Source organism: Streptomyces sp. BR1, from assembly GCF_052373795.1.
Taxonomy (GTDB): domain Bacteria; phylum Actinomycetota; class Actinomycetes; order Streptomycetales; family Streptomycetaceae; genus Streptomyces.
On the sequence record NZ_CM126252.1, the window covers coordinates 2,000,511 to 2,021,626 of the forward strand.

A 21,116-nucleotide genomic window follows, 5' to 3' on the forward strand; every position below is an offset into this window, starting at 1 on the left:
CAGACGATACGATATTGAACAGCCCGCAAAGAACGCATGACCTACGCGCTGCTCACTGTGACAGCGAATAGTGATCGTTTGCCCGTTTCGTGGGGTTACTCACAGGGAAGCGCGCGCGAGAGCCACACCGGCCCCATGCGTCGCTTACGCGGGGTCACTTGCGACGCGTGCAGGTGACGAGCAGATCCTCCGAGCCGTCGCCCCGGAACGCCAGGGTGAGCGCGCCCTTCTTGTACCCGGCTTCGACGGCCGTGCCGACGCTCGACCAGCCGCCCGACAGCGTCAACAGCTCGGAGAACGAGCGGGACACCTTCTCCGGCATGCTCGACACCTTGAAGGCCTCCTGCTCCTCGGCCTCCGCGTCGGCGGTGGGCGTGTCCGCGCTCACCGAGAGCACCGCACCGTCGAGCACCCACTGCCCGGACAGTCCACCCCATTGGGTGACGGACCAGTGGCCGTCGGGGGTGACGGTGAGGACGCCCTCGTGGCCCCGGTTCGAGCGGTAGACCCAGTCGCCCTTCACGAACGCCTTCAGCGCCTGCTTTCGGGGGCCCTCCACGGCGCCCGCACCTGTGCAGGCCGACACGGCGGCCGACACCGTCCCCAGCGCCAGATACCGCAGCGCCGTACGGCGCCCGAGCACTTTCACCGCTTCTCGCCCGTCCACGCTCGGCACCCTATAGACGTTCCCGGGCGGGGTCACTCGACAGGAAGGTTTAGTTCCGCATCATGTTGACGCGGGCTCCCGGCGGGGCGGCCCGGCCCTCGCGTCAACGCGACGGGCGCCGCACGATCACCGCGCGGCCGACCGCATCACCGCGAAGACCGCGCCCGCCGGGTCGAGGAACATCGCCACCCGGCCCACCGAGGGCACGTCGACCGGCGGGACGATCACGGTCGCACCCCGCTCCGAAGCGGCCGCCATCACCGCGTCGCAGTCCGCCACTTCGAAGTACGGGTGCCACTCGGAGCCCGAGCCCGCCGCCAGGTTCTCGGGCGCGAGCTGCATGATCGCGCAGTGCACGTCGTCCGCCGCGCCCCCGACGGGCCGGACCACGGTGAAGTGGTGCGCGCCCAGGGCGAATTCCGGCGCGTACCGCCAGGGGAACACCTTCGCGTAGAACTCCTTGGCCGCCGCCGCGTCCGTCGAGTAGAGCTCGATCCAGGTCGCCGAGCCGACGGCGTCGGCGACCCCGAAGCCGTCGTGGTCGCCGGGCTGCCACACCGCGAACTCGGCGCCCGCCGGGTCGGTGAACCCGGCCGAGCGCCCGGCCGTGAAGACGTCGTACGGCCCGAACCTGACCGTCCCGCCCGCCTGTTCCACCGCTTTCACGGTGGCGTCCGCGTCGTCCGTACGGAAGTACACCGTCCAGGCGGCCCGGGCGCCCTCCTGGGTGAGCGGGCCCGCCGCCGCGACCCGCTTGCCGTCCAGCGTGAAGTACCCGTAGCAACTGCCCTCGGGGCCGGACGGCTCGAACTCCCAGCCGAAGACACCGACGTAGAAGGCGACGGCCGCGTCGACGTCGGGGACGCCGAGATCGAGCCAGGTCGGCCCGCCGGGGACGTGCGAGGACAGGAGCATCGGGACCTCCAGGACCGTGAGCGACGGATTGGTTACGGACTGTGCACCAACGCGTCCCAGCATGGCAGCCACCACTGACAACGGTCCCGAAACCGTACGAAGCCGTCAGGGCGCGAGCGCCCGGGCCATCCGGAGCACCCCCTCGCGCACCCGCCCTTCGCCCAACTCGGCCACTACGGCGGTGACATGCTCGGCCCCCAGCGGGGCGAGCAACGCGTGGGCCGTGTACGCCGGATCCGGGGTGCCCGCCAGCAGGATCGACAGGTGCTGGTGCCAGAAGCGGTACGCACCGATGCGGTAGCGGGCGCCCGGCGAGGCGTTCTCGGACATCCGGCTGAGCTCCAGGTGGTCCAGGAGGTAGTCCACGTACGCCTCGACGAAGGCGACCAGGCGCTCCCCCTCCGGCGCGCCCGGGCCCAGCGGTGGCGGGCCGGAGATGATCGCCCCCTGGAGCTCCTTCTCGCGCGCGTCGAGCAGCGCGGTCGCGAGCCCGGCCTTGTCGCCGAAGCGGCGGAAGAGCGTGCCCTTGCCGACGCCGGCGGCCGCCGCGATCTGGTCCATCGACACCGCCGTCACCCCGTGCTCGGCGAACAGCCGCGCCGCCGCGTCGAGCACGGCCGCGCGGTTGCGGGCCGCGTCGGCGCGCTCCTTGGGCGGCCGGGTGCGCAGCAGCTCAAGCGGGGTAGCAGAAACGGACTGCGGTCCGGTACTGTCGTTCATCACAAGCGGACTATAGTCCGGAACCCTGGAGGGTGTCCCATGACCGCGCTCATTTCCCGTGACGACCTCAAGGCGGCGATCGACGCCGGCACGGTGACCGTCGTCGACGCACTCGGCGGCGAGTACTACGCGAAGCAGCATCTGCCCGGCGCGATCGCGCTGGTCCGGGCGGACGTCGACGCGCACGCGCCGGCCCTGCTGCCCGACCGCGACGCCGCGATCGTCACCTACTGCTCCAATCCCGCCTGCCCCAACAGCGGCCAGGTCGCGGACCGCCTCACCGCGCTCGGCTACACGAACGTACGCAAGTACAAGGAAGGCATAGAGGACTGGACGGACGCGGGCCTGCCCACCGAGTCCGCCTGATCGCTCGAAGCTTCTTCGGATACGACTCGGCCCCGCCGCATCATGCGATGCGGCGGGGCCGAGTCGTACACGTACTACGTACGTAAAGGCTTCGGTGGAGGATCAGCCCTCGCTGACGCCCAGCTTCTCCAGGATGAGCTCCTTGACGCGGGCCGCGTCCGCCTGGCCGCGCGTGGTCTTCATGACCGCGCCGACCAGAGCGCCGACGGCCTGCACCTTGCCGCCGCGGATCTTGTCCGCGATGGCCGCGTTGCCCTCGATGGCCTCGTCCACGGCCGCGCCCAGCGCGCCCTCGTCCGAGACGACCTTCAGGCCGCGCTTCTCGACGACCGCGTCCGGGTCGCCCTCACCCGCGAGGACACCCTCGATGACCTGGCGCGCCAGCTTGTCGTTGAGGTCGCCGGAGGCCACGAGCGCCGCGACCCGGGCGACCTGCGCCGGGGTGACGGGCAGCTCGTCCAGGGCGACGCCCTGCTCGTTGGCGTTACGGGCCAGCTCGCCCATCCACCACTTGCGCGCGGCCGCGGAGTCCGCGCCCGCCTCGATGGTGGCGACGATCGGGTCGACCGCGCCCGCGTTGAGGATCGACTGCATGTCGTGCTCGGAGACGCCCCACTCCTCGCGCAGCCGGTTGCGGCGCACGCGCGGCAGCTCGGGCAGCCCCTTGCGCAGCTCCTCGACCCACTCACGGGCCGGGGCGACGGGGACGAGGTCGGGCTCCGGGAAGTACCGGTAGTCCTCGGCGTTGTCCTTGATGCGGCCCGAGGTGGTGGAGCCGTCCTCCTCGTGGAAGTGACGGGTCTCCTGGATGATCGTGCCGCCCGAGCTCAGCACCGCGGCGTGGCGCTGGATCTCGAAGCGGGCGGCGCGCTCGACCGAACGCAGCGAGTTGACGTTCTTCGTCTCGCTGCGGGTGCCGAACTTCTCGGTCCCGTTGGGCCGCAGCGACAGGTTCACGTCGCAGCGCATCTGGCCCTTGTCCATCCGGGCCTCGGAGACGTCGAGCGCCTTGATGAGCTCGCGCAGCTCGGCGACGTACGCCTTGGCGACCTCGGGGGCCCGCTCGCCCGCGCCCTCGATCGGCTTGGTGACGATCTCGATGAGCGGGATGCCGGCCCGGTTGTAGTCCAGGAGGGAGTGCGAGGCGCCGTGGATACGGCCCGTCGCGCCGCCGACGTGCGTCGACTTGCCGGTGTCCTCCTCCATGTGGGCGCGCTCGATCTCCACACGGAAGATCTCGCCGTCCTCCAGCTGGACGTCCAGATAGCCGTTGAAGGCGATCGGCTCGTCGTACTGCGAGGTCTGGAAGTTCTTCGGCATGTCCGGATAGAAGTAGTTCTTCCGGGCGAAGCGGCACCACTCGGCGATCTCGCAGTTCAGCGCGAGACCGATCTTGACGGCCGACTCGACGCCGATCGCGTTGACGACCGGGAGCGAGCCGGGCAGGCCGAGGCAGGTGGGGCAGGTCTGCGAGTTGGGCTCGGCGCCCAGCTCGGTCGAGCAGCCGCAGAACATCTTGGTCTTCGTGCCGAGTTCGACATGGACCTCCAGGCCCATGACGGGGTCGTACGACGCGAGGGCGTCCTCGTACGAGACCAGATCAGTGACAGTCACGGTGAAACTTTCCCTCTCAGCCCAGCAGGACGTCGTCGTCGCCCAGGCGCTTCAGCTCGCGGTAGAGCAGAGCGACGCCGGTGGCGATGGCGGCGGCGGAGACGACGGCGTCGAGCAGCTTCAGCGTGTCGTGCTCGGTGCGGGCCTTCTTGGCCTGCTTGATCACGCTGATGGCGCCGAACGCGGTGGTGCCGATGGACAGGTACGTACCGGCCTTCGACTTCTTGAAGCCCTTGGCCTTGGTCAGTGCGCTCACAGCGACGGTGCCTCCTCCAGCAGCGGGTGACCCCACTTTTCCACGAAGGCGGCCTCGACGGCGGCGCCCACCTTGTACAGGCGGTCGTCCTTCATGGCGGGGGCGATGATCTGCAGCCCGACCGGCAGCCCGTCCTCCGGCGCGAGGCCGCAGGGCAGCGACATGGCGGCGTTGCCGGCCATGTTGGTCGGGATGGTGCACAGGTCCGCGAGGTACATCGCCATCGGGTCGTCGGCGCGCTCGCCGATCGGGAAGGCGGTGGTCGGGGTGGTCGGCGAGACGATCACGTCGACCTGCTCGAAGGCCTTCTCGAAGTCCCGCGTGATGAGCGTGCGGACCTTCTGGGCGCTGCCGTAGTACGCGTCGTAGTAGCCGGAGCTCAGCGCGTACGTACCGAGGATGATGCGGCGCTTGACCTCGTCGCCGAAGCCCGCCTCGCGGGTGAGCGCGGTGACCTCCTCGGCCGACTTCGTGCCGTCGTCGCCGACCCGCAGGCCGTAGCGCATGGCGTCGAAGCGGGCGAGGTTCGAGGAGCACTCGGAGGGCGCGATCAGGTAGTACGCGGAGAGCGCCAGGTCGAAGGACGGGCAGTCCAGCTCGACGATCTCGGCACCGAGCGACTTCAGCAGCTCGACCGACTCGTTGAAGCGCTGGACGACACCGGCCTGGTAGCCCTCGCCCGCGAACTGCTTGACGACGCCGACGCGCATACCGGCGACGGAACCGTTCTTCGCGGCCTCGACGACCGGCGGGACCGGCGCGTCGATGGACGTCGAGTCGAGCGGGTCGTGCCCGGCGATGACCTCGTGCAGGAGCGCCGCGTCCAGGACCGTACGGGCGCAGGGCCCGCCCTGGTCCAGGGAGGACGAGAAGGCGACCATGCCGAAGCGGGAGACCGCGCCGTAGGTCGGCTTGACGCCGACGGTGCCGGTGACGGCGGCGGGCTGGCGGATCGAGCCGCCGGTGTCCGTGCCGATGGCGAGCGGGGCCTCGTAGGAGGCGAGCGCGGCGGAGGAGCCGCCGCCGGAGCCGCCGGGGATCCGGGTGAGGTCCCACGGGTTGCCGGTGGGCCCGTAGGCGCTGTTCTCGGTCGACGACCCCATGGCGAACTCGTCCATGTTGGTCTTGCCGAGGATGACGACGTCGGCGGCCTTCAGGCGCTTGGTGAGCGTCGCGTCGTACGGCGGGATCCAGCCTTCGAGGATCTTCGAGCCGACGGTGGTCGGGATGCCCTCGGTGGTGAAGATGTCCTTCAGCGCGAGCGGCACACCGGCCAGCGGGCCGAGCTTCTCGCCCTTGGCCCGCTTCTCGTCCACGGCGCGGGCCTGCGCGAGCGCGCCCTCGCGGTCGACGTGCAGGAAGGCGTGCACCTTCTCGTCGACGGCCTCGATCCGGGCCAGGTGGGCCTCGGTGACCTCGACGGCCGTGAGCTCGCCGGACGCGATCTTCGCGGCGATCTCGGCGGCGGTGAGCTTGATGATGTTGCTGTCCGTCATGGTGATTAGTCCTCCCCCAGGATCTGCGGCACCTTGAAACGCTGCTGCTCCTGGGCCGGGGCGCCGGAGAGCGCCTGCGCGGGGGTGAGCGACGGACGGACCTCGTCCGCGCGCATGACGTTGGTCAGCGGCAGCGGGTGGGAGGTCGGGGGTACGTCTTGGTCGGCGACCTCGGAGACGCGGGCGACCGCGCCAAGAATGTCGTCGAGCTGTCCGGCGAAGTGGTCCAGCTCTTCGCTCTTCAGCTCCAGACGTGCCAGCCGGGCGAGGTGGGCGACCTCCTCGCGCGTAATGCCAGGCATGCAGCGATCCTCTGGGGTGAGTGTGTGTGGTTTGGGGCCAATCCTATGGGGCGGGGTGGCCAGGGCACGAAACGGTTTCCCCCGGGGCCCTCGATCACGGCGCGACTCATCCCGAAACGGCCGTGACCTCCAAGGCCGTTACGGCGTTACGGTGACGTCGGGCTCGGGCGGGCGGGCGCCCGGGTCACTGGACCGGGGTGCCCGACGGCTCCTCTGCCGCGGCCGCGGACTTGGCGGCCGCCTCCAGGTCGGCGGGGCGCTGCCAGCCGCGCGAGCCACGGGCGAGCAGCCATGCCGTGGTCTCGGCGGGCGGCATCGCGGCGGCGACCAGCCAGCCCTGGACGGCGTCGCAGCCCAGGTCCCGCAGGCGCTCCCACGTCTCGTCGTCCTCCACGCCCTCGGCGACGACGAGGAGGCCGAGGGAATGGGCGAGGTCGAGGGTGCAGCGGACGATCTCGGCGTCCTCGTTGTCGACGGCGAGGCGGGCGACGAAGGAGCGGTCGATCTTGAGCTCGCTGACCGGCAGCCGGCGCAGATGGACCAGCGACGAGTACCCCGTACCGAAGTCGTCCAGGGACATCTTCACGCCGTGGCCGGTGAGCCCGGCCAGCGTGTCGGCGGCCCGCTGCGGGTCCTCAAGGAGCACGTGCTCGGTTATCTCCAGCTGGAGCGAGCCGGCCGGGACGCCGTGCCGGGCCAGCCGCGCCGCGACCGCCCCCGCGAAGCCAGGGGTGTGGACGTCGCGCGGCGACACGTTCACGGCGACCGGGACGGTGAGGCCCTGCGCCCGCCACCGGGCGACCTGGGCGAGCGCGGTCTCCAGCACGTACTCCGTCAGATGCGGCATCAGCCCGGACGACTCGGCGATCGCGATGAACTCATCGGGAGGCACCCGCCCGCGCTCCGGGTGCACCCAGCGCACCAGCGCTTCGAGCCCGGCCACCTGGCCGTCGAAGCGGACCTTCGGTTGGTAGTGGAGCTCCACGTCGCCTGCGTCAAGCGCGCGCCGCAGGTCTCCCAACAGGCCGAGCCGGTCAGGGGTGTTGGAGTCCCGCTTCGACTCGTACACCTCGACTCCCGTACGGTCCCGCTTGGCCTGATACATCGCCACATCCGCCCGGCGAAGCAGCCCTTCGGCGTCGAGCGCGTGGTCGGGGTAGACGGCGACGCCCGCGCTGGCCTCCAGGACCAGGGTGAGCCCGTCGAGGTCGAGCGGCGAGGAGAGTTCGGCGACCAGGCCTCGGGCTATGCGCATGGTGCTGGTCGCGGAGTCGGCCACCGGCAGCAGTACGGCGAACTCGTCGCCGCCGAGCCGGGCCGCCTCGGCGCCGCGCGGCAGGGCGAGGCGCAGCCGGTCGGCGATCTGGAGGAGCAGCCGGTCGCCCGCGAGGTGGCCGAGGGTGTCGTTGACCGAGCGGAAGCGGTCCATGTCGATGAGGACGAGCGCGGCGCGGGCGCCGTGGTCCTCGGCCTCCTCCAGGGCCGCCCAGGTCCGCTCCAGGAGCCACTGACGGTTGGGCAGACCGGTGAGCGGGTCGCGCAGTTGCTCCTCGGCGCGGGCCCGGGCGATCCACAGCGTGGAGTCGAGCGCGATCAGCGGCACCGCGAACAGCGGCAGCAGGACCGGCATCGCCATCGCTACCACGCAGATCAGCGGGGCGATGCCGAGCAGCGCGACCGCCACCAGGCCCTGGCGCAGCAGGGCCGTCCGGGCGACCGTGGGCAGCCCGCCGCCCCGGGGCGCCAGCGCGTACCAGAGCAGTATCCGGGTGACCACCAGGTACGTGCCGGCGGCGAGCACCACCACGGGCACCGAGGAGATGCTCCAGTCGGTGGGCCACCAGGGTGAGCCGACGGTCGGGGTGTCGCCGAACGCGGCGAGCACCAGCGCGGCCGCGCCGATCCCGAGGACGTCCACCGAGCCGTGCAGCAGGCCCTGGCGCCAGCGGTGGCGGCGGGCCGCGCCGACCAGCGCCACCACCGCGAGCGAGACGAGCCCGGCCGGCACCCAGCCGTACAGGAGCAGTACGGCCAGGGTGAGGGCGGCGCCGGAGCCGGTGCCGCCCCACCACCGGTCGCGGCCGAGCGCGACGAGGTGGCCCACGATGATCCCGGTCAGGACGGCCAGCGCCCAGCCCGTGGTGGAGCCGGGGAACAGGGCGTCACCCGCGTGCAGGGCGCGGTAGAACCCGGCGGCCAGGGCGACGGCGGCGGTCGAGAGGATGCCGACGGTCAGCCTGGAGGAGAATCCCGCGAACCCGCGCAGCCGTGCGGCCGGGGCGGCGCTCTCGGTCGGTTTCATTCCCGTCCCTCTCACAGCCGGCGGTGCCGATGCCACGCGATGGCCCCGTTGTCATGCCACCACGACTGGGACCCTTCCCCAAGCTCGCGGTGAGCAGAGGGCACCCCGTTTCAGCCGTGCACGACCGGCGCACATCCCAACAGTAGGCCGCACAAGGCTCTGACGGGCAGCGGTCTACAGGTCTTGCCCGAATGCGGCCTGGCCACCCTGATCCGTCTGGTATGCGCTGAACGGGTGACCGAAGGCGCCCCGAAGGGAGCCCTCCCCTCCTCTTATTCCCCCTCCTGAGCAGTCGGCACAGCGGCGGCGACGGCGGCTTCCGGACCCTGTTCCAGCAGCACAGCGAAGCCGTCCTCGTCGAGAACCGGAACCTTCAGCTGCATTGCCTTGTCGTACTTGGAACCCGGGTTGTCGCCGACGACAACGAACGATGTCTTCTTGGAAACGGAACCGGTGACCTTCGCCCCACGGCTCTGCAGCGCTTCTTTCGCGCCATCTCTGGTGTGCCGCTCCAGCGTTCCCGTGACGACGACCGTCAAACCCTCCAGCGGGCGCGGGCCCTCGTCCTCACCTGCGCCTTCGTCCTCCATCCGGACGCCGGCCGCCTTCCACTTGCGCAGGATCTCGCGGTGCCAGTCCTCGGCGAACCACTCCTTGAGCGACTTCGCCACGATGTCGCCGACACCGTCGACCGCGACCAGCTCCTCCTCCGTGGCCTGTTCGATGCGGTCGATGGAGCGGAACTCGCGCGCCAGCGCCTCGGCTGCGACCGGGCCGACATGACGGATCGACAGACCGGTGAGGAACCGGGCCAGCGGGCGCTCCTTGGCGGCCGCGATGTTCTCCAGCATCGAGACCGCGTTCTTGCGCGGCTCGCCGTTCATGTTGGCGAAGACCAGGGCGACCTTCTCCTCGCCGGTCTTCGGGTCGCGCTTGGGCAGCCCGCTGTCCTGGTCCAGGACGTACGCCTTGATGGGCAGCAGCCGGTCCATCGTGAGGTCGAAGAGGTCGCCCTCGTCGAGCAGCGGCGGCTCGGCCGGCTCCAGCGGCTTGGTGAGGGCCGCGGCGGCGACATAGCCGAAGTTCTCGATGTCCAGGCTCTTGCGGCCCGCCAGGTAGAAGAGCCGCTCGCGCAACTGGGCGGGGCACGTCTGCGCGTTGGGGCAGCGCAGATCGATGTCGCCCTCCTTCATGGGGCGCAGCGCGGTGCCGCACTCGGGGCACTCGGCGGGCATCACGAACTCCCGCTCGGTGCCGTCCCGCAGATCCGCGACGGGCCCGAGGATCTCCGGGATCACGTCACCGGCCTTGCGCAGCACCACCGTGTCGCCGATGAGGACGCCCTTGGCCTTCACCACCTCCTGGTTGTGCAGGGTGGCGAACTCGACCTCGGAGCCGGCCACCGTGACCGGCTCCACCTGCGCGTACGGCGTGACGCGGCCGGTGCGGCCGACGCCGACGCGGATGTTGAGCAACTTGCTGTTGACCTCCTCCGGCGCGTACTTCCAGGCGATCGCCCAGCGCGGGGCGCGCGCGGTGGAGCCGAGGCGGCCCTGGAGCGGGATCTCGTCGAGCTTGACGACGACGCCGTCGATCTCGTGCTCCACGGAGTGGCGGTTCTCCCCGAAGTACGAGATGAACTCCCGCACTTCGTCCAGCGAGCCGACCACCTTGTTGTGCTGGGCGGTGGGCAGGCCCCACTCGCGCAGCAGCTCGTACGCCTGCGAGAGACGGTCGATGGTGAAGCCGTCGCGCGCGCCGATGCCGTGCACCACCATGTGGAGCGGGCGGGTGGCGGTGACCTTGGGGTCCTTCTGGCGCAGCGAACCGGCCGCCGCGTTGCGCGGGTTGGCGAACGGCTTGTCGCCCGCCTCCACCAGGCGCGCGTTCAGCCCCTCGAACGCCTCCATCGGGAAGTAGACCTCGCCGCGGATCTCGACGAGGTCCGGGACGCGGTCGCCCTTGAGGCGGTCGGGGATGTCGGCGATGGTGCGGACGTTGGGCGTGATGTCCTCGCCGGTGCGGCCGTCGCCCCGGGTGGCGGCGCGGGTCAGCCGCCCGTGCTCGTACGTCAGGTTGACGGCGAGGCCGTCGACCTTCAGCTCGCAGAGGTAGTGGAAGTCGGCGGTGCCGACGTCCTTGGCGACGCGCTCGGCCCAGGCGGCCAGCTCCTCGTCGTCGAACGCGTTGTCCAGCGACAGCATCCGCTCGCGGTGCTCCACCGAGGCGAAGTCCGTCTCGTACGCACCGGCGACCTTCTGGGTCGGCGAGTCCGGCGTGCGCAGCTCCGGGTACCCCTCCTCCAGGGCCTCCAGCGACCGCAGCAGCTTGTCGAAGTCGCCGTCGCTGATGACCGGTTGGTCCTTCACGTAGTACCGGAAGCGGTGCTCCTCGACCTGCTCGGCGAGGAGCGCGTGCTTCTCCCGTGCGTCCGCGGGCACCACTGCGTTCTGTTCGCCAGCCACTGTCATGTCCTCCCGTTTCCCGTCTTCCCCGTCACTCAGGGTTGTCCGCGAGCGATCTCGCCGCCCGGACGCAGTGGGCGAGGGCCGCGCGGGCGTACGTGGGCGAGGCGCCCGCGAGCCCGCACGACGGGGTGATCACCACGGACTCGGCGAGAGTCCCCGGTCGCAGCCCCAGCCTGCGCCACAACGTCCTGACACCCATGACGCTACCGGCAGGGTCTGACAATGGGCCGTCCACGCCGCCGACCACTCCGGCGAGCAGCTTGGTGCCGCTCTCCACGGCCTCGCCGATCGCGTCGTCGTCACGCTCGGTGAGCAGGGAGAAGTCGAACGAGACACCGGCGGCCCCGGCGCGGCGCAGCAGGGCGAACGGCACGTCGGGCGCGCAGGAATGGACGACGACCGGGCCGTCGTGCACCGCGAGGACGTCCCGCAGCGCGCCCTCGACGACCTGCCGGTCGACCGCCCGGTGGGTGCGGTATCCGCTGGCGGTCCTGATCTGCCCGCGCAGCACGGCGGTCAGCGACGGCTCGTCGAGCTGGAGCACGACCTTCGCGCCCGGCACCCGGCGCCGCACGTCCGCGAGATGGCCGCGCAGGCCCTCGGCGAGCGAGCCGGCCAGGTCGCGGCAGGCGCCGGGGTCCCCGAGCGCCGCCTCGCCGCCGCGCAGCTCAAGGGCGGCGGCGAGCGTCCACGGCCCGACCGCCTGGACCTTCAGCGGGCCCTCGTACCCCTGGGTGAACTCTTCCAGGGCGTCCAGGTCCTCGCCGAGCCAGGAGACGGCCCGCTTGGTGTCGCGGCCCGGCCGGTCGCCGAGCCGCCAGCCGCTGGGCTCCACGCGCGCGTACATCTCGACGAGCAGCCCGGTGGTGCGCCCGATCATGTCGGCGCCAGGGCCGCGCGCGGGCAGCTCCGCCAGGAACGGGAAGTCCCCGCCCGACCCGCCGGCCCCGATGAAGGACCCGGTGACCGTCTTGGCGGCCTCGCGCGCGTCGCCGCCGGGCATGGACCCGACGCCGGTCGCGGCCCCCCACGGGAAGCCGGTGCTGGCGTCGCTCATCGGCCGGGCCGTACGGTCAGGTCGTTGACCTCCGCGTCGCGCGGCAGGTCGATCGCCATGACGACGGTGGTCGCGACCGACTCGGGGTCGATGAACCGGGCCGGGACGTACTCCTTGCCCTCCTGCGAGTGCACCTTCGCCTGCATGGGGCTGGCGGTGCGGCCCGGGTAGACGGAGGTGACGCGGACGCCGTTGGCGTGCTCCTCCTGGCGCAGCGAGTCGGCGAGCGCCTTCAGGCCGTGCTTGGACGCGGCGTACGCGCCCCACTCGGCGTGCGCGTTGAGCCCGGCGCCGGAGTTCACGAACACCACATGGCCCTGGGAGGCGCGCAGTTGGGGCAGCACATGGCGGGTGATCTCGGCGGGCGCGATCAGGTTGACGTTGAGCTGCTGGTGCCAGGTCTTGGGGCGCAGCTCGCCGATGGGCCCGAGGTCGACGATCCCCGCGATGTGCAGGAGCGAGTCGAGCCGGTCGGGCAGCGCCTGGTGCGAGAAGGCCCAGGAGAGCCGGTCCGGCTCGGCGAGGTCGCCGACGAGGGTGCGGGCGCCGGGGAAGCGCCCCGCGAGTTCCTTGGCGCGCCCGGCGTCGCGCGCGAGGAGTACGAGCTCGTCGCCGCGCGCGTGCAGCCGCCGCGCCACCGCCGCGCCGATGCCGGAGCCTGCCCCGGTGATCAGGTGTGTAGCCATACCCGCAATGCTCGCACTACTGGACGCCCGCACTCTCCTCCAGGTAGGCGAGCGCGCCGACGCCGTCCTCCGCGAAGAAGACCAGGTCAGTGAGCGGAACGGGCAGGAACCCCTCCTCTTCCATGCGGCGGAACTGCTCCTTGAGCCCGTCGTAGAAGCCCGCCGTGTTCAGCAGGACCACCGGCTTGGTGGTCCTGCCGTGCTTCTTGAGCTCCAGGATCTCGGTCGCCTCGTCGAGCGTGCCGGTGCCGCCGACCATGATCACGACAGCGTCGGACTTCTCCAGGAGCAGCGCCTTGCGCTCGCCTAGGTCCTTGGCGATGACCATCTCGTCGGCGTTCGGACGGATCGAGGCGGCCAGGAAGTCGACGGAGACCCCGACGAGCCGCCCGCCCGCCTCCTGCACACCGTCGGCCACGACCTTCATCAGCCCGCTGTCCGAGCCGCCCCACACCAGCGTGTGACCGCCCTTGCCGAGCAGCTCGGCGAACTCACGGGCCGGGCGGGTGTAGCGGTCGTCGAGGTCGGCGGCGGAGAGGAAGACGCAGATGTTCATGGCTCAACCGTACGTCGGGACCCCTCCGGCACTCGAACGGGTGAACCAGGTCCCGAACGGCGAATCGCGGGAACAAGCAGCGGGCGACGGGCCGTTGAGCGGGCATGACGACGATTTACACGATTCTCGCCGAGCCCACGAATGCCTCCGCTCCCCCGCCGGGTCCGCGGCCGCCCTACGACCCCGATCACCTCGTCACGGCCGAGGCCGCCGAGGAGGGCGCGCTCCGCGTCCGCGTCCTGCGGGACGGGCAGGTGCTCGCGGAGAGCACCCGCCCGCTGCTGGTGCGCGAGGACGGGCTGCCGGTCCGCTATTACCTGCCGTCCGAGGACGTCCGACTGGATCTGCTGACCCCGTCGGACACCCGGACCACCTGCCCGTACAAGGGAGTTGCCTCGTACTGGTCACTGCCGGACGCGCCCGACATAGCCTGGGCCTATCACGAGCCGCTGGCGGCCGTGACGCTGATAAAGGACCACCTGTGCTTCATCGGGACGGAGTCCGAGAGCACGGACGCCGAGGGCTGAGCGCCCCGGGCCCGGGCGTGTGGGCCGCGCCGGCGCTGACGCGGTCCGGCGCCCCGGGTCCGGGCGCGTCGGTTACGCCAGCGCTGCCGTGGCCCGGGCTGTCGTGGCGATCGTCGCCGAGCCGACCACGCGCGTGTCGTCGTACAGGACGATCGCCTGGCCGGGCGCCACGCCGCGGACCGGTTCGGTGAAGCTCACCCGCAGCTCGTCGCCGACGAGTTCGGCCGTGACCTCGGTCTCACCGCCGTGGGCGCGCAGCTGGGCGGTGTACGTGCCGGGGCCCGTCGGGGCGTCGCCGCACCAGCGGGGCTTGATCGCGGTGAGTCCGGTGACGTCCAGGGCCTCCACCGGGCCGACGGTGACCGTGTTGTTCACCGGGGAGATGTCCAGGACGTAGCGGGGCTTGCCGTCGGCGGCGGGGTGGCCGATGCGCAGACCCTTGCGCTGGCCGATGGTGAAGCCGTACGCGCCCTCGTGGGTGCCCAGCTTCGCGCCGGACTCGTCGACGATGTCGCCCTCCGCCTTACCGAGGCGTCCGGCCAGGAAGCCCTGGGTGTCGCCGTCGGTGATGAAGCAGATGTCGTGGCTGTCGGGCTTCTTGGCGACGGCCAGGCCCCGGCGCTCGGCCTCGGCGCGGATCTCGTCCTTGGTGGTGAGGGTGTCGCCGAGCGGGAACATCGCGTGGGCGAGCTGCTTCTCGTCGAGGACGCCGAGCACATACGACTGGTCCTTGGCCATGTCGCTGGCGCGGTGCAGTTCGCGGCTGCCGTTCTCGTTGAGGACGACCGTGGCGTAGTGACCGGTGCACACCGCGTCGAAGCCCAGGGCGAGCGCCTTGTCCAGCAACGCGGCGAACTTGATCTTCTCGTTGCAGCGCAGGCAGGGGTTGGGGGTGCGGCCGGCCTCGTACTCCGCGATGAAGTCCTCGACGACGTCCTCGCGGAAGCGTTCGGCCAGGTCCCACACGTAGAAGGGGATGCCGATGACGTCGGCGGCGCGGCGGGCGTCGCGCGAGTCCTCGATGGTGCAGCAGCCGCGCGCGCCGGTGCGGAAGGACTGCGGATTCGCGGACAGGGCGAGGTGGACGCCGGTGACGTCGTGGCCCGCCTCGGCGGCGCGGGCGGCGGCGACGGCCGAGTCCACACCGCCGGACATGGCGGCGAGCACGCGGAGGGGGCGCGGGGGTGTCTTCGTCATAGCACCCACCAGGGTACGTGGACGGGGCGGGTGGTGGCTCGCGAGTATGGCTGGGTGCGGGCCGTCGGCGCCTGCGGCGGGCTCAGCCCCCACCCCGCCCCTTCCCGAAACCCTCCGGGGGTTGTCGGTCGGGTGCGGACCATGCGTGGTTGCTCGCGCAGTTCCCCGCGCCCCTAGGAGGGCCCGAAGGGCCCATTAAGGGCGCGGCCGAGCGCCCTAGCTCAACCCCGCCGTCCGCGCCCTGTCCACCGCCGGGCCGATCGCCTTCGCCACCGCGTCGATGTCCGAGCGCGTCGAGGTGTGGCCGAGGGAGAAGCGGAGGGTGCCTCGGGCCAGGTCGGGGGGAGTGCCGGTGGCCAGGAGGACGTGGCTGGGCTGGGCCACGCCCGCCGTGCACGCGGAGCCGGTGGAGCATTCGATGCCCTGGGCGTCCAGGAGGAGCAGAAGGGAGTCGCCCTCGCAGCCGGGGAAGGTGAAGTGCGCGTTGGCGGGGAGGCGGCCGCCGGGGGCCGGGTCGCCGCCGAGGATCACGTCCGGGACCGCCGTGCGGACCGCGTCGACCAGGGCGTCGCGCAGCCCGCCGATCGCGCGGGCGAAGTCGGCGCGGCGCTCGGCGGCCAGGCGGCCCGCCACGGCGAACGCGGCGATCGCCGGGACGTCCAGCGTGCCGGAGCGCACATGCCGCTCCTGGCCGCCGCCGTGGAGCACCGGGACGGGGGTGTACTCACGGCCGAGGAGCAGCGCGCCGATGCCGTACGGGCCGCCGATCTTGTGGCCCGACAGGGTCATGGCCGCGAGGCCGGACGCCGCGAAGTCGACGTCGAGCTGGCCGACCGCCTGGACGGCGTCCGCGTGCAGCGGGATGCCGAACTCCCGGGCCACATCGGCGAGTTCGCGTACCGGCTGGACCGTGCCGATCTCGTTGTTGGCCCACATGACGGTGACCAGGGCCACGTCGGAGGGGTCGCGCTCGATCGCCTCACGGAGTACCGCGGGGTGCACCCGTCCGTACGGGTCAACCGGCAGGTACTCCACGGTGGCGCCCTCGTGCTCGGCGAGCCAGTCGACCGCGTCGAGCACGGCGTGGTGCTCGACGGGGCTGGCCAGGACGCGGACCCGGCGCGGGTCGGCGTCGCGGCGGGCCCAGTACAGGCCCTTGACGGCGAGGTTGTCGGCCTCGGTGCCGCCGGCCGTGAAGACGACTTCGCTGGGGCGCGCGCCGAGCGCCTCGGCGAGTTCCTCGCGGGCCTCCTCGGCGGTGCGGCGGGCCCGGCGTCCGGCGGCGTGCAGCGAGGACGCGTTGCCGGTGACGGCCAGTTGGGCGGTCATCGCCCGGACCGCCTCGGGGAGCATCGGGGTGGTCGCGGCGTGGTCGAGGTAAGCCATGGTGGGCCCGATTCTACGAGCCACCCGGAGCGGACCCCGGCCCCGAGCCCCCTGTACGGGGCTCCCAGGGGACTTCCCCGCCGTCGGCCGTCAGGCGCCGAGCCCCCAGGAGACGGTTCCGTCGGCCATGACCAGACCCGCGAGCACCGCGAGATCGGCGACGCCGAGCGCCAGGCCGAGCCAGGCGCGGCCGCGCCGTGCGGTGCCGTAACGCAGGGCGAGTCCGGCCAGCACGATGGCCATCGGGCCGAGGACGATGTTCATGACGAGCAGCCCGAGCAGTCCGAGGACGAACGCGGCGACGGCCATGCCGTCGGCGTCCTTGTCGCGGACGCGGCTGCGCTTCAGGACGAGTTCCATGGTCAGGCCCTCCGGTGTGATGCGAGTCGTTCACGTACGGCGAAGACGAGCAGCCAGACGCCGATGGCGCCTGCGGCGACGAGCGTGACCGGGAGCGGAAGGTGCGCCGCTGAGCCCAGCACGACCCCCAGCAGGAGGAGGGCTGCGACGAGGAAAAGCATGACGTGCCTCTCAAGTCGATTTCAGAGTACGACTGTTCACTGACTCCTCAGTCTAGCCTTTCCAAATTGGGCGAACAGCTGTTTACTGAGTGGTATGAGCCACACTCTCGGGATCCGGCAGGCCCAGAAGCAGAAGACGCGCCAGGCGCTCCTGGACGCGGCGCTCGGGCTGCTGGAGGACCAGAGCCTGAGCAGTCTGGGGCTGCGTGAGGTGACCCGGGCCGTGGGGGTCGCGCCCGCCGCGTTCTATCGGCACTTCAAGGACACCGCGGACCTTGGGGTGGCGCTGGTGGAGGAGGCGCTCGGGAGTCTGCACGAGACGATCCGGGCGGCGATCGTGACGACCGGGGGCAGTGACGAGCGGATCGACCGGGCCGTGTCCCTGATCGCCGCGCATGTGCGGGCGCATCCGGCGCATGTCCGCTTCATCGCGCGGGAGCGGCATGGGGGTGTGGCGGTGGTGCGTTCCGCCATCGGCGTCCAGCTTCAGCGGTTCGCCGACGAGGTTGCGGCGGCGCTGGGGGCGGATCCGGAGGCGGTGGGGTGGAGTTCCGCGGATCTGCGGATGCTGGCCGGTGTGTACGTCGATCACATGGTGATGACCGCGTCGGCGATTCTTGAGGCCGGCGCCTCGTGCGACGGTCCGCTCGCCGCCCGGCAGGCCGAGGAGGCCGTTATCGCCACGGCGCGGCGGCAGTTGCGGTTGGTGACGTTGGGCCGTCGCCACTGGCTCGATTGAGCGGGTTGTTCGTCTGCGGGTGCACTGTGGCTGGTCGCGCAGTTCCCCGCGCCCCTAAAAGGAGGGCCCGAAGGGCCCATCAAGGGGCGCGGGGAACTGCGCGACCAGCCCCTACGGTCCGCAGCCAAATATCCCGCTTCCCGCGGAGCGCCACGCACGATCCGCAGCCGAAACCGCACCCCCCGCGGAGCGTCTAGCGCTGCGCCCGCGCCAGTTGGCGGGACTGCGCGACCAACCGGTCCGCGCTGTCCCAGACCTCCGCGTCCTCCTCCAGGAAGCCGCCCGCCAGGTTGCGGGTGGTGATGGAGACGCGGAGAGGGCCGGGGGCGGGGCGGCAGCGGATGTGGGCGGTGAGTTCGACCGTCGGGGTCCAGCCCGTCAGGCCCATCTCGAACGCGGTGGGCGGGAGCGCGTCGACCGCGAGCAGCAGCGAGTACGGGTCGGCGTCACGCCCGTCGGCCAGGCCGAACCAGCCGCGCATCTCGCCCTTGCCGGACGGTGCGCCGACCGCCCAGCCGAGCGTGGTCGGGTCGAGCTTCAGCATCAGGCGGTCGGTGATCGCCGAGCTGCCGGGGATCGGCGAGGGACCGTCGGCCGGGCCGAGGCAGTGTTCGAGCGGCGGGATCGCGGGCGGCTTGGCGGTGGTGCGGACGTCGTCGGGAAGCGCGTCCAGGTCGCCGTAGGAGGCGAGGACGCGGATCCGCTCGACCTCGGCGCCGTTCTTGTCGAACTGGAACAGCGACGCCTGACCGGTCGAGAGCGTACGGCCGGTGCGTACGCGCTGGGTGCGCACCACGGCCGGGCCGGGGACTGACCGCGTGAGGTAGTGCGCCGTCACGGTGAACGGGTCCGGGTGCGGGAGCGCCTGGCCGAGGGTGCGGCCGAGCAGCGCGAGCAGGTAACCGCCGTTGACGGCCTGGATGATCGTCCAGCCGGCGGAGAGGTGGGCGTCGTAGACGCCTTCTTCGTCTTCACGCGGGATGACTGCGGTGTCCCGGTCGAACTCGCTGTCCCCGATCGTTGCCTGTGCCATGCGGCGTACGGTACACGGTTACATTACTGAGCGGTAGCTTTTCTTTCGCGGCCGCCGGAAGCCGCCGGGCGGACCTCCCCGTACGACTACTCCTCCTCCGCCGCGCTCCTGCGGTTCCACGCCCTCGGTGCCCGCCAGTGGTAGCGCATCGCCGCGAGCCGCAGCCCGAACGCGGTGACGATGGCGACGCCGCTGGTCGCCGCGTTCAGGGCGTCGAAGCGGATGCACAGGGCCACGATCGTGGCGCCCACGATCGCCGGAACCGCGTACAGATCGCGGTCCCAGCGCAGCAGCGAGGGCACCTCGTTGGCCAGGATGTCGCGCAGCACGCCGCCGCCGACCGCCGTCGCGAGCCCCAGGGTCGCGGACGAGGTGAGCCCGAGCCCGTAGTCGTACGCCTTGGTCGTGCCGGTGACGCAGAACAGGCCGAGGCCCGCCGCGTCGAAGACGTTGACCGCGTTCTGGGTGCGCTCGACCTCCGGGTGGAGGAAGAAGACCAGGGCGGCGGCGAGCAGCGGGGTGAGGAAGTACCCGAGATCGCTGAACGCGGCGGGCGGCACCGCGCCGATGATCAGGTCGCGGAACAGCCCTCCGCCCAGCGCGGTGACCTCGGCCAGTACCGCGATGCCGAACACATCGAAGTTCTTGCGTACGGCGAGCAGCGCGCCGGAGATCGCGAAGACGAAGATCCCGACGAGGTCGAGCGCATGCTGGACGGAGGGGGTGAACAGTTCGTGGAGCACCCGACATTTTTACCCGCCGGGCGCGCCTGTCAGGACCACGCCACTACGAGCAGACCTCCACGGCCGAGCCGCTACGACCACGCCGGCTTCCCCGTCGTGTAGATCCACTTCTGGAACAGGTCACCGAGCTGCTGGCCCGAGATCTTCTCCGCGAGCTTCACGAACTCGGCCGTGTTCCCGTTGCCGTAGCGGTGCGACTTCGTCCACGCGGGGAGCAGCTTGAAGAACGCGTCGTCGCCGATGCGCTCGCGCAGCGCCTGGAGCGTCATCGCGCCGCGCCGGTAGACGGCCGAGGCGAACATCGTGTCGCGCTGCGGGTCGGCGACCTCGGTCTTCCAGAACGAGTCGGTCGCCGGGCGGCTGTTGTAGTACGCACGGGCCAGGTCGTGCGCGGTGCCGCGCCCCTTGTGCTCCTCCCACAGCCACTGCGCGTAGCTCGCGAAGCCCTCGTTGAGCCAGATGTCCTTCCACTGGGCCACCGAGACGGAGTCGCCGAACCACTGGTGGGCGAGCTCGTGGACGATGGTGGTCTCGTTGCGCACCGCCGAGTACGCGGGCTTGGACTGCACCTCCAGGGAGAAGCCCGCCTGCGGCATGTCGTCGACGATCGCGCCGGTCTCCTCGAACGGGTACGGGCCGAAGAGCTTGGACCAGTAGTCGGTCGCCTCGGCCGTCACCGCGTACACATCGACCTGGTTCTGCCCCTTGAGCACCGGGTCGATGGCCACATAGATCGGCGTCCCGGCGGGCGTCTTTCCGGTCTGCACATCGAACTTGCCGATGGTCGCGGTCGCCAGGTACGTCGCCATCGGCTCGCTCTCGCGCCAGTGGAAGTACGAGCGGTTGCCCTTGTCGTACGACGAGACGAGGCGGCCGTTGGAGACGCCGGTCAGGCCCTTGGGCGCGTCGATGCGGATGTCGTACGTGGCCTTGTCGGCGGGGTGGTCGCTGGAGGGGAACCAGGTGGAGGCGGCGTTGGGTTCGCAGGCGACGAACACGCCGTCCTTGGTCTTCATCCAGCCGTAGTCGGAGCCGAAGACGATCGGGCCGTTGAGCGGCATCGGCACCCCGCCGTAGGCGACCGAGACTTCGAACTCATGGCCCTTGCGCAGTTTATGACGGGGCGTGATGACTATCTCGTCGCCGTTGCGCGTGAAGTCGGCAGGTCTGCCGTCCACCCGGATCGCGTCGACGGTGAGCTTCTGCAGATCGAGGTCGAAGCTGGTCAGCGTCTGGGTGGCGCGGGCGGTGAGGGTCGTACGCCCGTCGAGCCGGCCGGAGTCGGGGTTGTAGCTGACGCCGAGGTCGTAGTGGAGGGCGTCGAAGCCGCCGTTGCCGAGGTTGGGGAAGTAGGGGTCGCCGATGCCCGGGGCGCCGGGCGAGCCGCCGCCGGGTGCGGCGGCGATGGTGAAGGCCGACGCCGCCGCGGTGGCGAGGGCGAGCAGTCTGCTGGTACGACGGGCCGAACGGGAGAGTGCCATGAGTCTGCCCTTCGAACGCGTTTCCGTGGGTACGGACACGCAGACTCTGCACTCTCCCGTTTCAGCATGAACATGACTTTGCCG

22 protein-coding genes are annotated in these 21,116 nt (G+C 71.3%); 3 read left to right on the forward strand and 19 right to left on the reverse strand.

Going from position 1 to position 21,116, the window contains the following annotated elements:
- Nucleotides 1–154: 154 nt before the first annotated feature.
- The 3 genes from ACT1U9_RS08285 to ACT1U9_RS08295 form a co-directional block, all read right to left on the reverse strand.
- On the reverse strand, nucleotides 155–667 hold the full coding sequence (locus tag ACT1U9_RS08285; RefSeq protein WP_444537707.1) for a hypothetical protein: 513 nt from the start codon (nucleotides 665–667) through the stop codon (nucleotides 155–157).
- A gap of 126 nt (nucleotides 668–793) precedes the next feature.
- The gene (locus ACT1U9_RS08290) at nucleotides 794–1,645 is read right to left on the reverse strand and encodes a VOC family protein (RefSeq protein ID WP_444537708.1); all 852 of its coding nucleotides are present in this window, start codon (nucleotides 1,643–1,645) and stop codon (nucleotides 794–796) included.
- Between the two features lie 42 nt (nucleotides 1,646–1,687).
- Complete coding sequence (locus tag ACT1U9_RS08295; protein WP_444537709.1) at nucleotides 1,688–2,302, reverse strand: TetR/AcrR family transcriptional regulator; 615 nt, start codon at nucleotides 2,300–2,302, stop codon at nucleotides 1,688–1,690.
- 39 nt (nucleotides 2,303–2,341) lie between these two features.
- Here ACT1U9_RS08295 and ACT1U9_RS08300 point away from each other — a divergent pair, with 39 nt between their 5' ends.
- Nucleotides 2,342–2,668 (forward strand): rhodanese-like domain-containing protein, encoded by a 327-nt coding sequence (locus ACT1U9_RS08300; protein WP_188275621.1) that lies wholly within the window; start codon nucleotides 2,342–2,344, stop codon nucleotides 2,666–2,668.
- 102 nt (nucleotides 2,669–2,770) lie between these two features.
- On the opposite strand, the gene gatB is transcribed toward ACT1U9_RS08300, so the two are convergent.
- From gatB to ACT1U9_RS08345, 9 genes are all read right to left on the reverse strand, one after another.
- Entirely contained in the window at nucleotides 2,771–4,282 is a 1,512-nt protein-coding gene (gene gatB, locus ACT1U9_RS08305; protein ID WP_444537710.1) for an Asp-tRNA(Asn)/Glu-tRNA(Gln) amidotransferase subunit GatB, read from the reverse strand.
- A 16-nt stretch (nucleotides 4,283–4,298) separates the two neighbouring features.
- Nucleotides 4,299–4,538 carry a hypothetical protein gene (locus ACT1U9_RS08310; protein WP_444537711.1) on the reverse strand — a complete coding sequence of 80 codons (240 nt, stop codon included), beginning with the start codon at nucleotides 4,536–4,538 and terminating at the stop codon, nucleotides 4,299–4,301.
- Complete coding sequence (gene gatA / locus ACT1U9_RS08315) at nucleotides 4,535–6,040, reverse strand: Asp-tRNA(Asn)/Glu-tRNA(Gln) amidotransferase subunit GatA (RefSeq protein WP_444539042.1); 1,506 nt, start codon at nucleotides 6,038–6,040, stop codon at nucleotides 4,535–4,537. The genes ACT1U9_RS08310 and gatA overlap by 4 nt, the downstream gene beginning before the upstream one ends.
- A complete protein-coding gene (gene gatC / locus ACT1U9_RS08320) occupies nucleotides 6,040–6,336 on the reverse strand; it encodes an Asp-tRNA(Asn)/Glu-tRNA(Gln) amidotransferase subunit GatC (protein WP_188275625.1) in 297 nt (98 codons plus the stop codon). Before gatC ends, gatA begins: the two co-directional genes overlap by 1 nt.
- Before the next feature lie 184 nt (nucleotides 6,337–6,520).
- Nucleotides 6,521–8,638 carry a putative bifunctional diguanylate cyclase/phosphodiesterase gene (locus tag ACT1U9_RS08325; protein ID WP_444537712.1) on the reverse strand — a complete coding sequence of 706 codons (2,118 nt, stop codon included), beginning with the start codon at nucleotides 8,636–8,638 and terminating at the stop codon, nucleotides 6,521–6,523.
- 272 nt (nucleotides 8,639–8,910) lie between these two features.
- Entirely contained in the window at nucleotides 8,911–11,103 is a 2,193-nt protein-coding gene (gene ligA / locus ACT1U9_RS08330; protein WP_444537713.1) for an NAD-dependent DNA ligase LigA, read from the reverse strand.
- A 31-nt stretch (nucleotides 11,104–11,134) separates the two neighbouring features.
- Nucleotides 11,135–12,163 carry a methionine synthase gene (locus ACT1U9_RS08335; protein WP_444537714.1) on the reverse strand — a complete coding sequence of 343 codons (1,029 nt, stop codon included), beginning with the start codon at nucleotides 12,161–12,163 and terminating at the stop codon, nucleotides 11,135–11,137.
- A complete protein-coding gene (locus ACT1U9_RS08340) occupies nucleotides 12,160–12,849 on the reverse strand; it encodes an SDR family oxidoreductase (protein ID WP_444537715.1) in 690 nt (229 codons plus the stop codon). The genes ACT1U9_RS08335 and ACT1U9_RS08340 overlap by 4 nt, the downstream gene beginning before the upstream one ends.
- 16 nt (nucleotides 12,850–12,865) lie before the next feature.
- Nucleotides 12,866–13,405, reverse strand: a complete 540-nt coding sequence (locus ACT1U9_RS08345; RefSeq protein WP_444537716.1) for a TIGR00730 family Rossman fold protein — start codon at nucleotides 13,403–13,405, stop codon at nucleotides 12,866–12,868.
- A 104-nt stretch (nucleotides 13,406–13,509) separates the two neighbouring features.
- On the opposite strand from ACT1U9_RS08345, the gene ACT1U9_RS08350 reads away from it, so the two are divergent.
- The gene (locus ACT1U9_RS08350; protein ID WP_444537717.1) at nucleotides 13,510–13,932 is read left to right on the forward strand and encodes a DUF427 domain-containing protein; all 423 of its coding nucleotides are present in this window, start codon (nucleotides 13,510–13,512) and stop codon (nucleotides 13,930–13,932) included.
- Between the two features lie 72 nt (nucleotides 13,933–14,004).
- On the opposite strand, the gene mnmA is transcribed toward ACT1U9_RS08350, so the two are convergent.
- From mnmA to ACT1U9_RS08370, 4 genes are all read right to left on the reverse strand, one after another.
- A complete protein-coding gene (mnmA, locus tag ACT1U9_RS08355; RefSeq protein WP_444537718.1) occupies nucleotides 14,005–15,129 on the reverse strand; it encodes a tRNA 2-thiouridine(34) synthase MnmA in 1,125 nt (374 codons plus the stop codon).
- A gap of 216 nt (nucleotides 15,130–15,345) precedes the next feature.
- On the reverse strand, nucleotides 15,346–16,515 hold the full coding sequence (locus ACT1U9_RS08360; protein ID WP_444537719.1) for a cysteine desulfurase family protein: 1,170 nt from the start codon (nucleotides 16,513–16,515) through the stop codon (nucleotides 15,346–15,348).
- Between the two features lie 90 nt (nucleotides 16,516–16,605).
- Entirely contained in the window at nucleotides 16,606–16,875 is a 270-nt protein-coding gene (locus tag ACT1U9_RS08365; RefSeq protein WP_444537720.1) for a DUF4190 domain-containing protein, read from the reverse strand.
- Nucleotides 16,876–16,877: 2 nt separating this feature from the next.
- Nucleotides 16,878–17,036 (reverse strand): hypothetical protein, encoded by a 159-nt coding sequence (locus tag ACT1U9_RS08370; RefSeq protein WP_188275635.1) that lies wholly within the window; start codon nucleotides 17,034–17,036, stop codon nucleotides 16,878–16,880.
- A gap of 94 nt (nucleotides 17,037–17,130) precedes the next feature.
- On the opposite strand from ACT1U9_RS08370, the gene ACT1U9_RS08375 reads away from it, so the two are divergent.
- Nucleotides 17,131–17,775 (forward strand): TetR family transcriptional regulator, encoded by a 645-nt coding sequence (locus ACT1U9_RS08375; protein ID WP_444537721.1) that lies wholly within the window; start codon nucleotides 17,131–17,133, stop codon nucleotides 17,773–17,775.
- Nucleotides 17,776–17,968: 193 nt separating this feature from the next.
- On the opposite strand, the gene ACT1U9_RS08380 is transcribed toward ACT1U9_RS08375, so the two are convergent.
- The 3 genes from ACT1U9_RS08380 to ACT1U9_RS08390 all read right to left on the reverse strand — a co-directional run bounded on the left by ACT1U9_RS08380 (nucleotide 17,969) and on the right by ACT1U9_RS08390 (nucleotide 21,032).
- On the reverse strand, nucleotides 17,969–18,808 hold the full coding sequence (locus tag ACT1U9_RS08380; RefSeq protein ID WP_444537722.1) for a thioesterase family protein: 840 nt from the start codon (nucleotides 18,806–18,808) through the stop codon (nucleotides 17,969–17,971).
- An 86-nt stretch (nucleotides 18,809–18,894) separates the two neighbouring features.
- Nucleotides 18,895–19,551 carry a trimeric intracellular cation channel family protein gene (locus ACT1U9_RS08385; protein ID WP_444537723.1) on the reverse strand — a complete coding sequence of 219 codons (657 nt, stop codon included), beginning with the start codon at nucleotides 19,549–19,551 and terminating at the stop codon, nucleotides 18,895–18,897.
- A gap of 71 nt (nucleotides 19,552–19,622) precedes the next feature.
- On the reverse strand, nucleotides 19,623–21,032 hold the full coding sequence (locus ACT1U9_RS08390; RefSeq protein ID WP_444537724.1) for a M1 family metallopeptidase: 1,410 nt from the start codon (nucleotides 21,030–21,032) through the stop codon (nucleotides 19,623–19,625).
- Nucleotides 21,033–21,116: the final 84 nt, after the last annotated feature.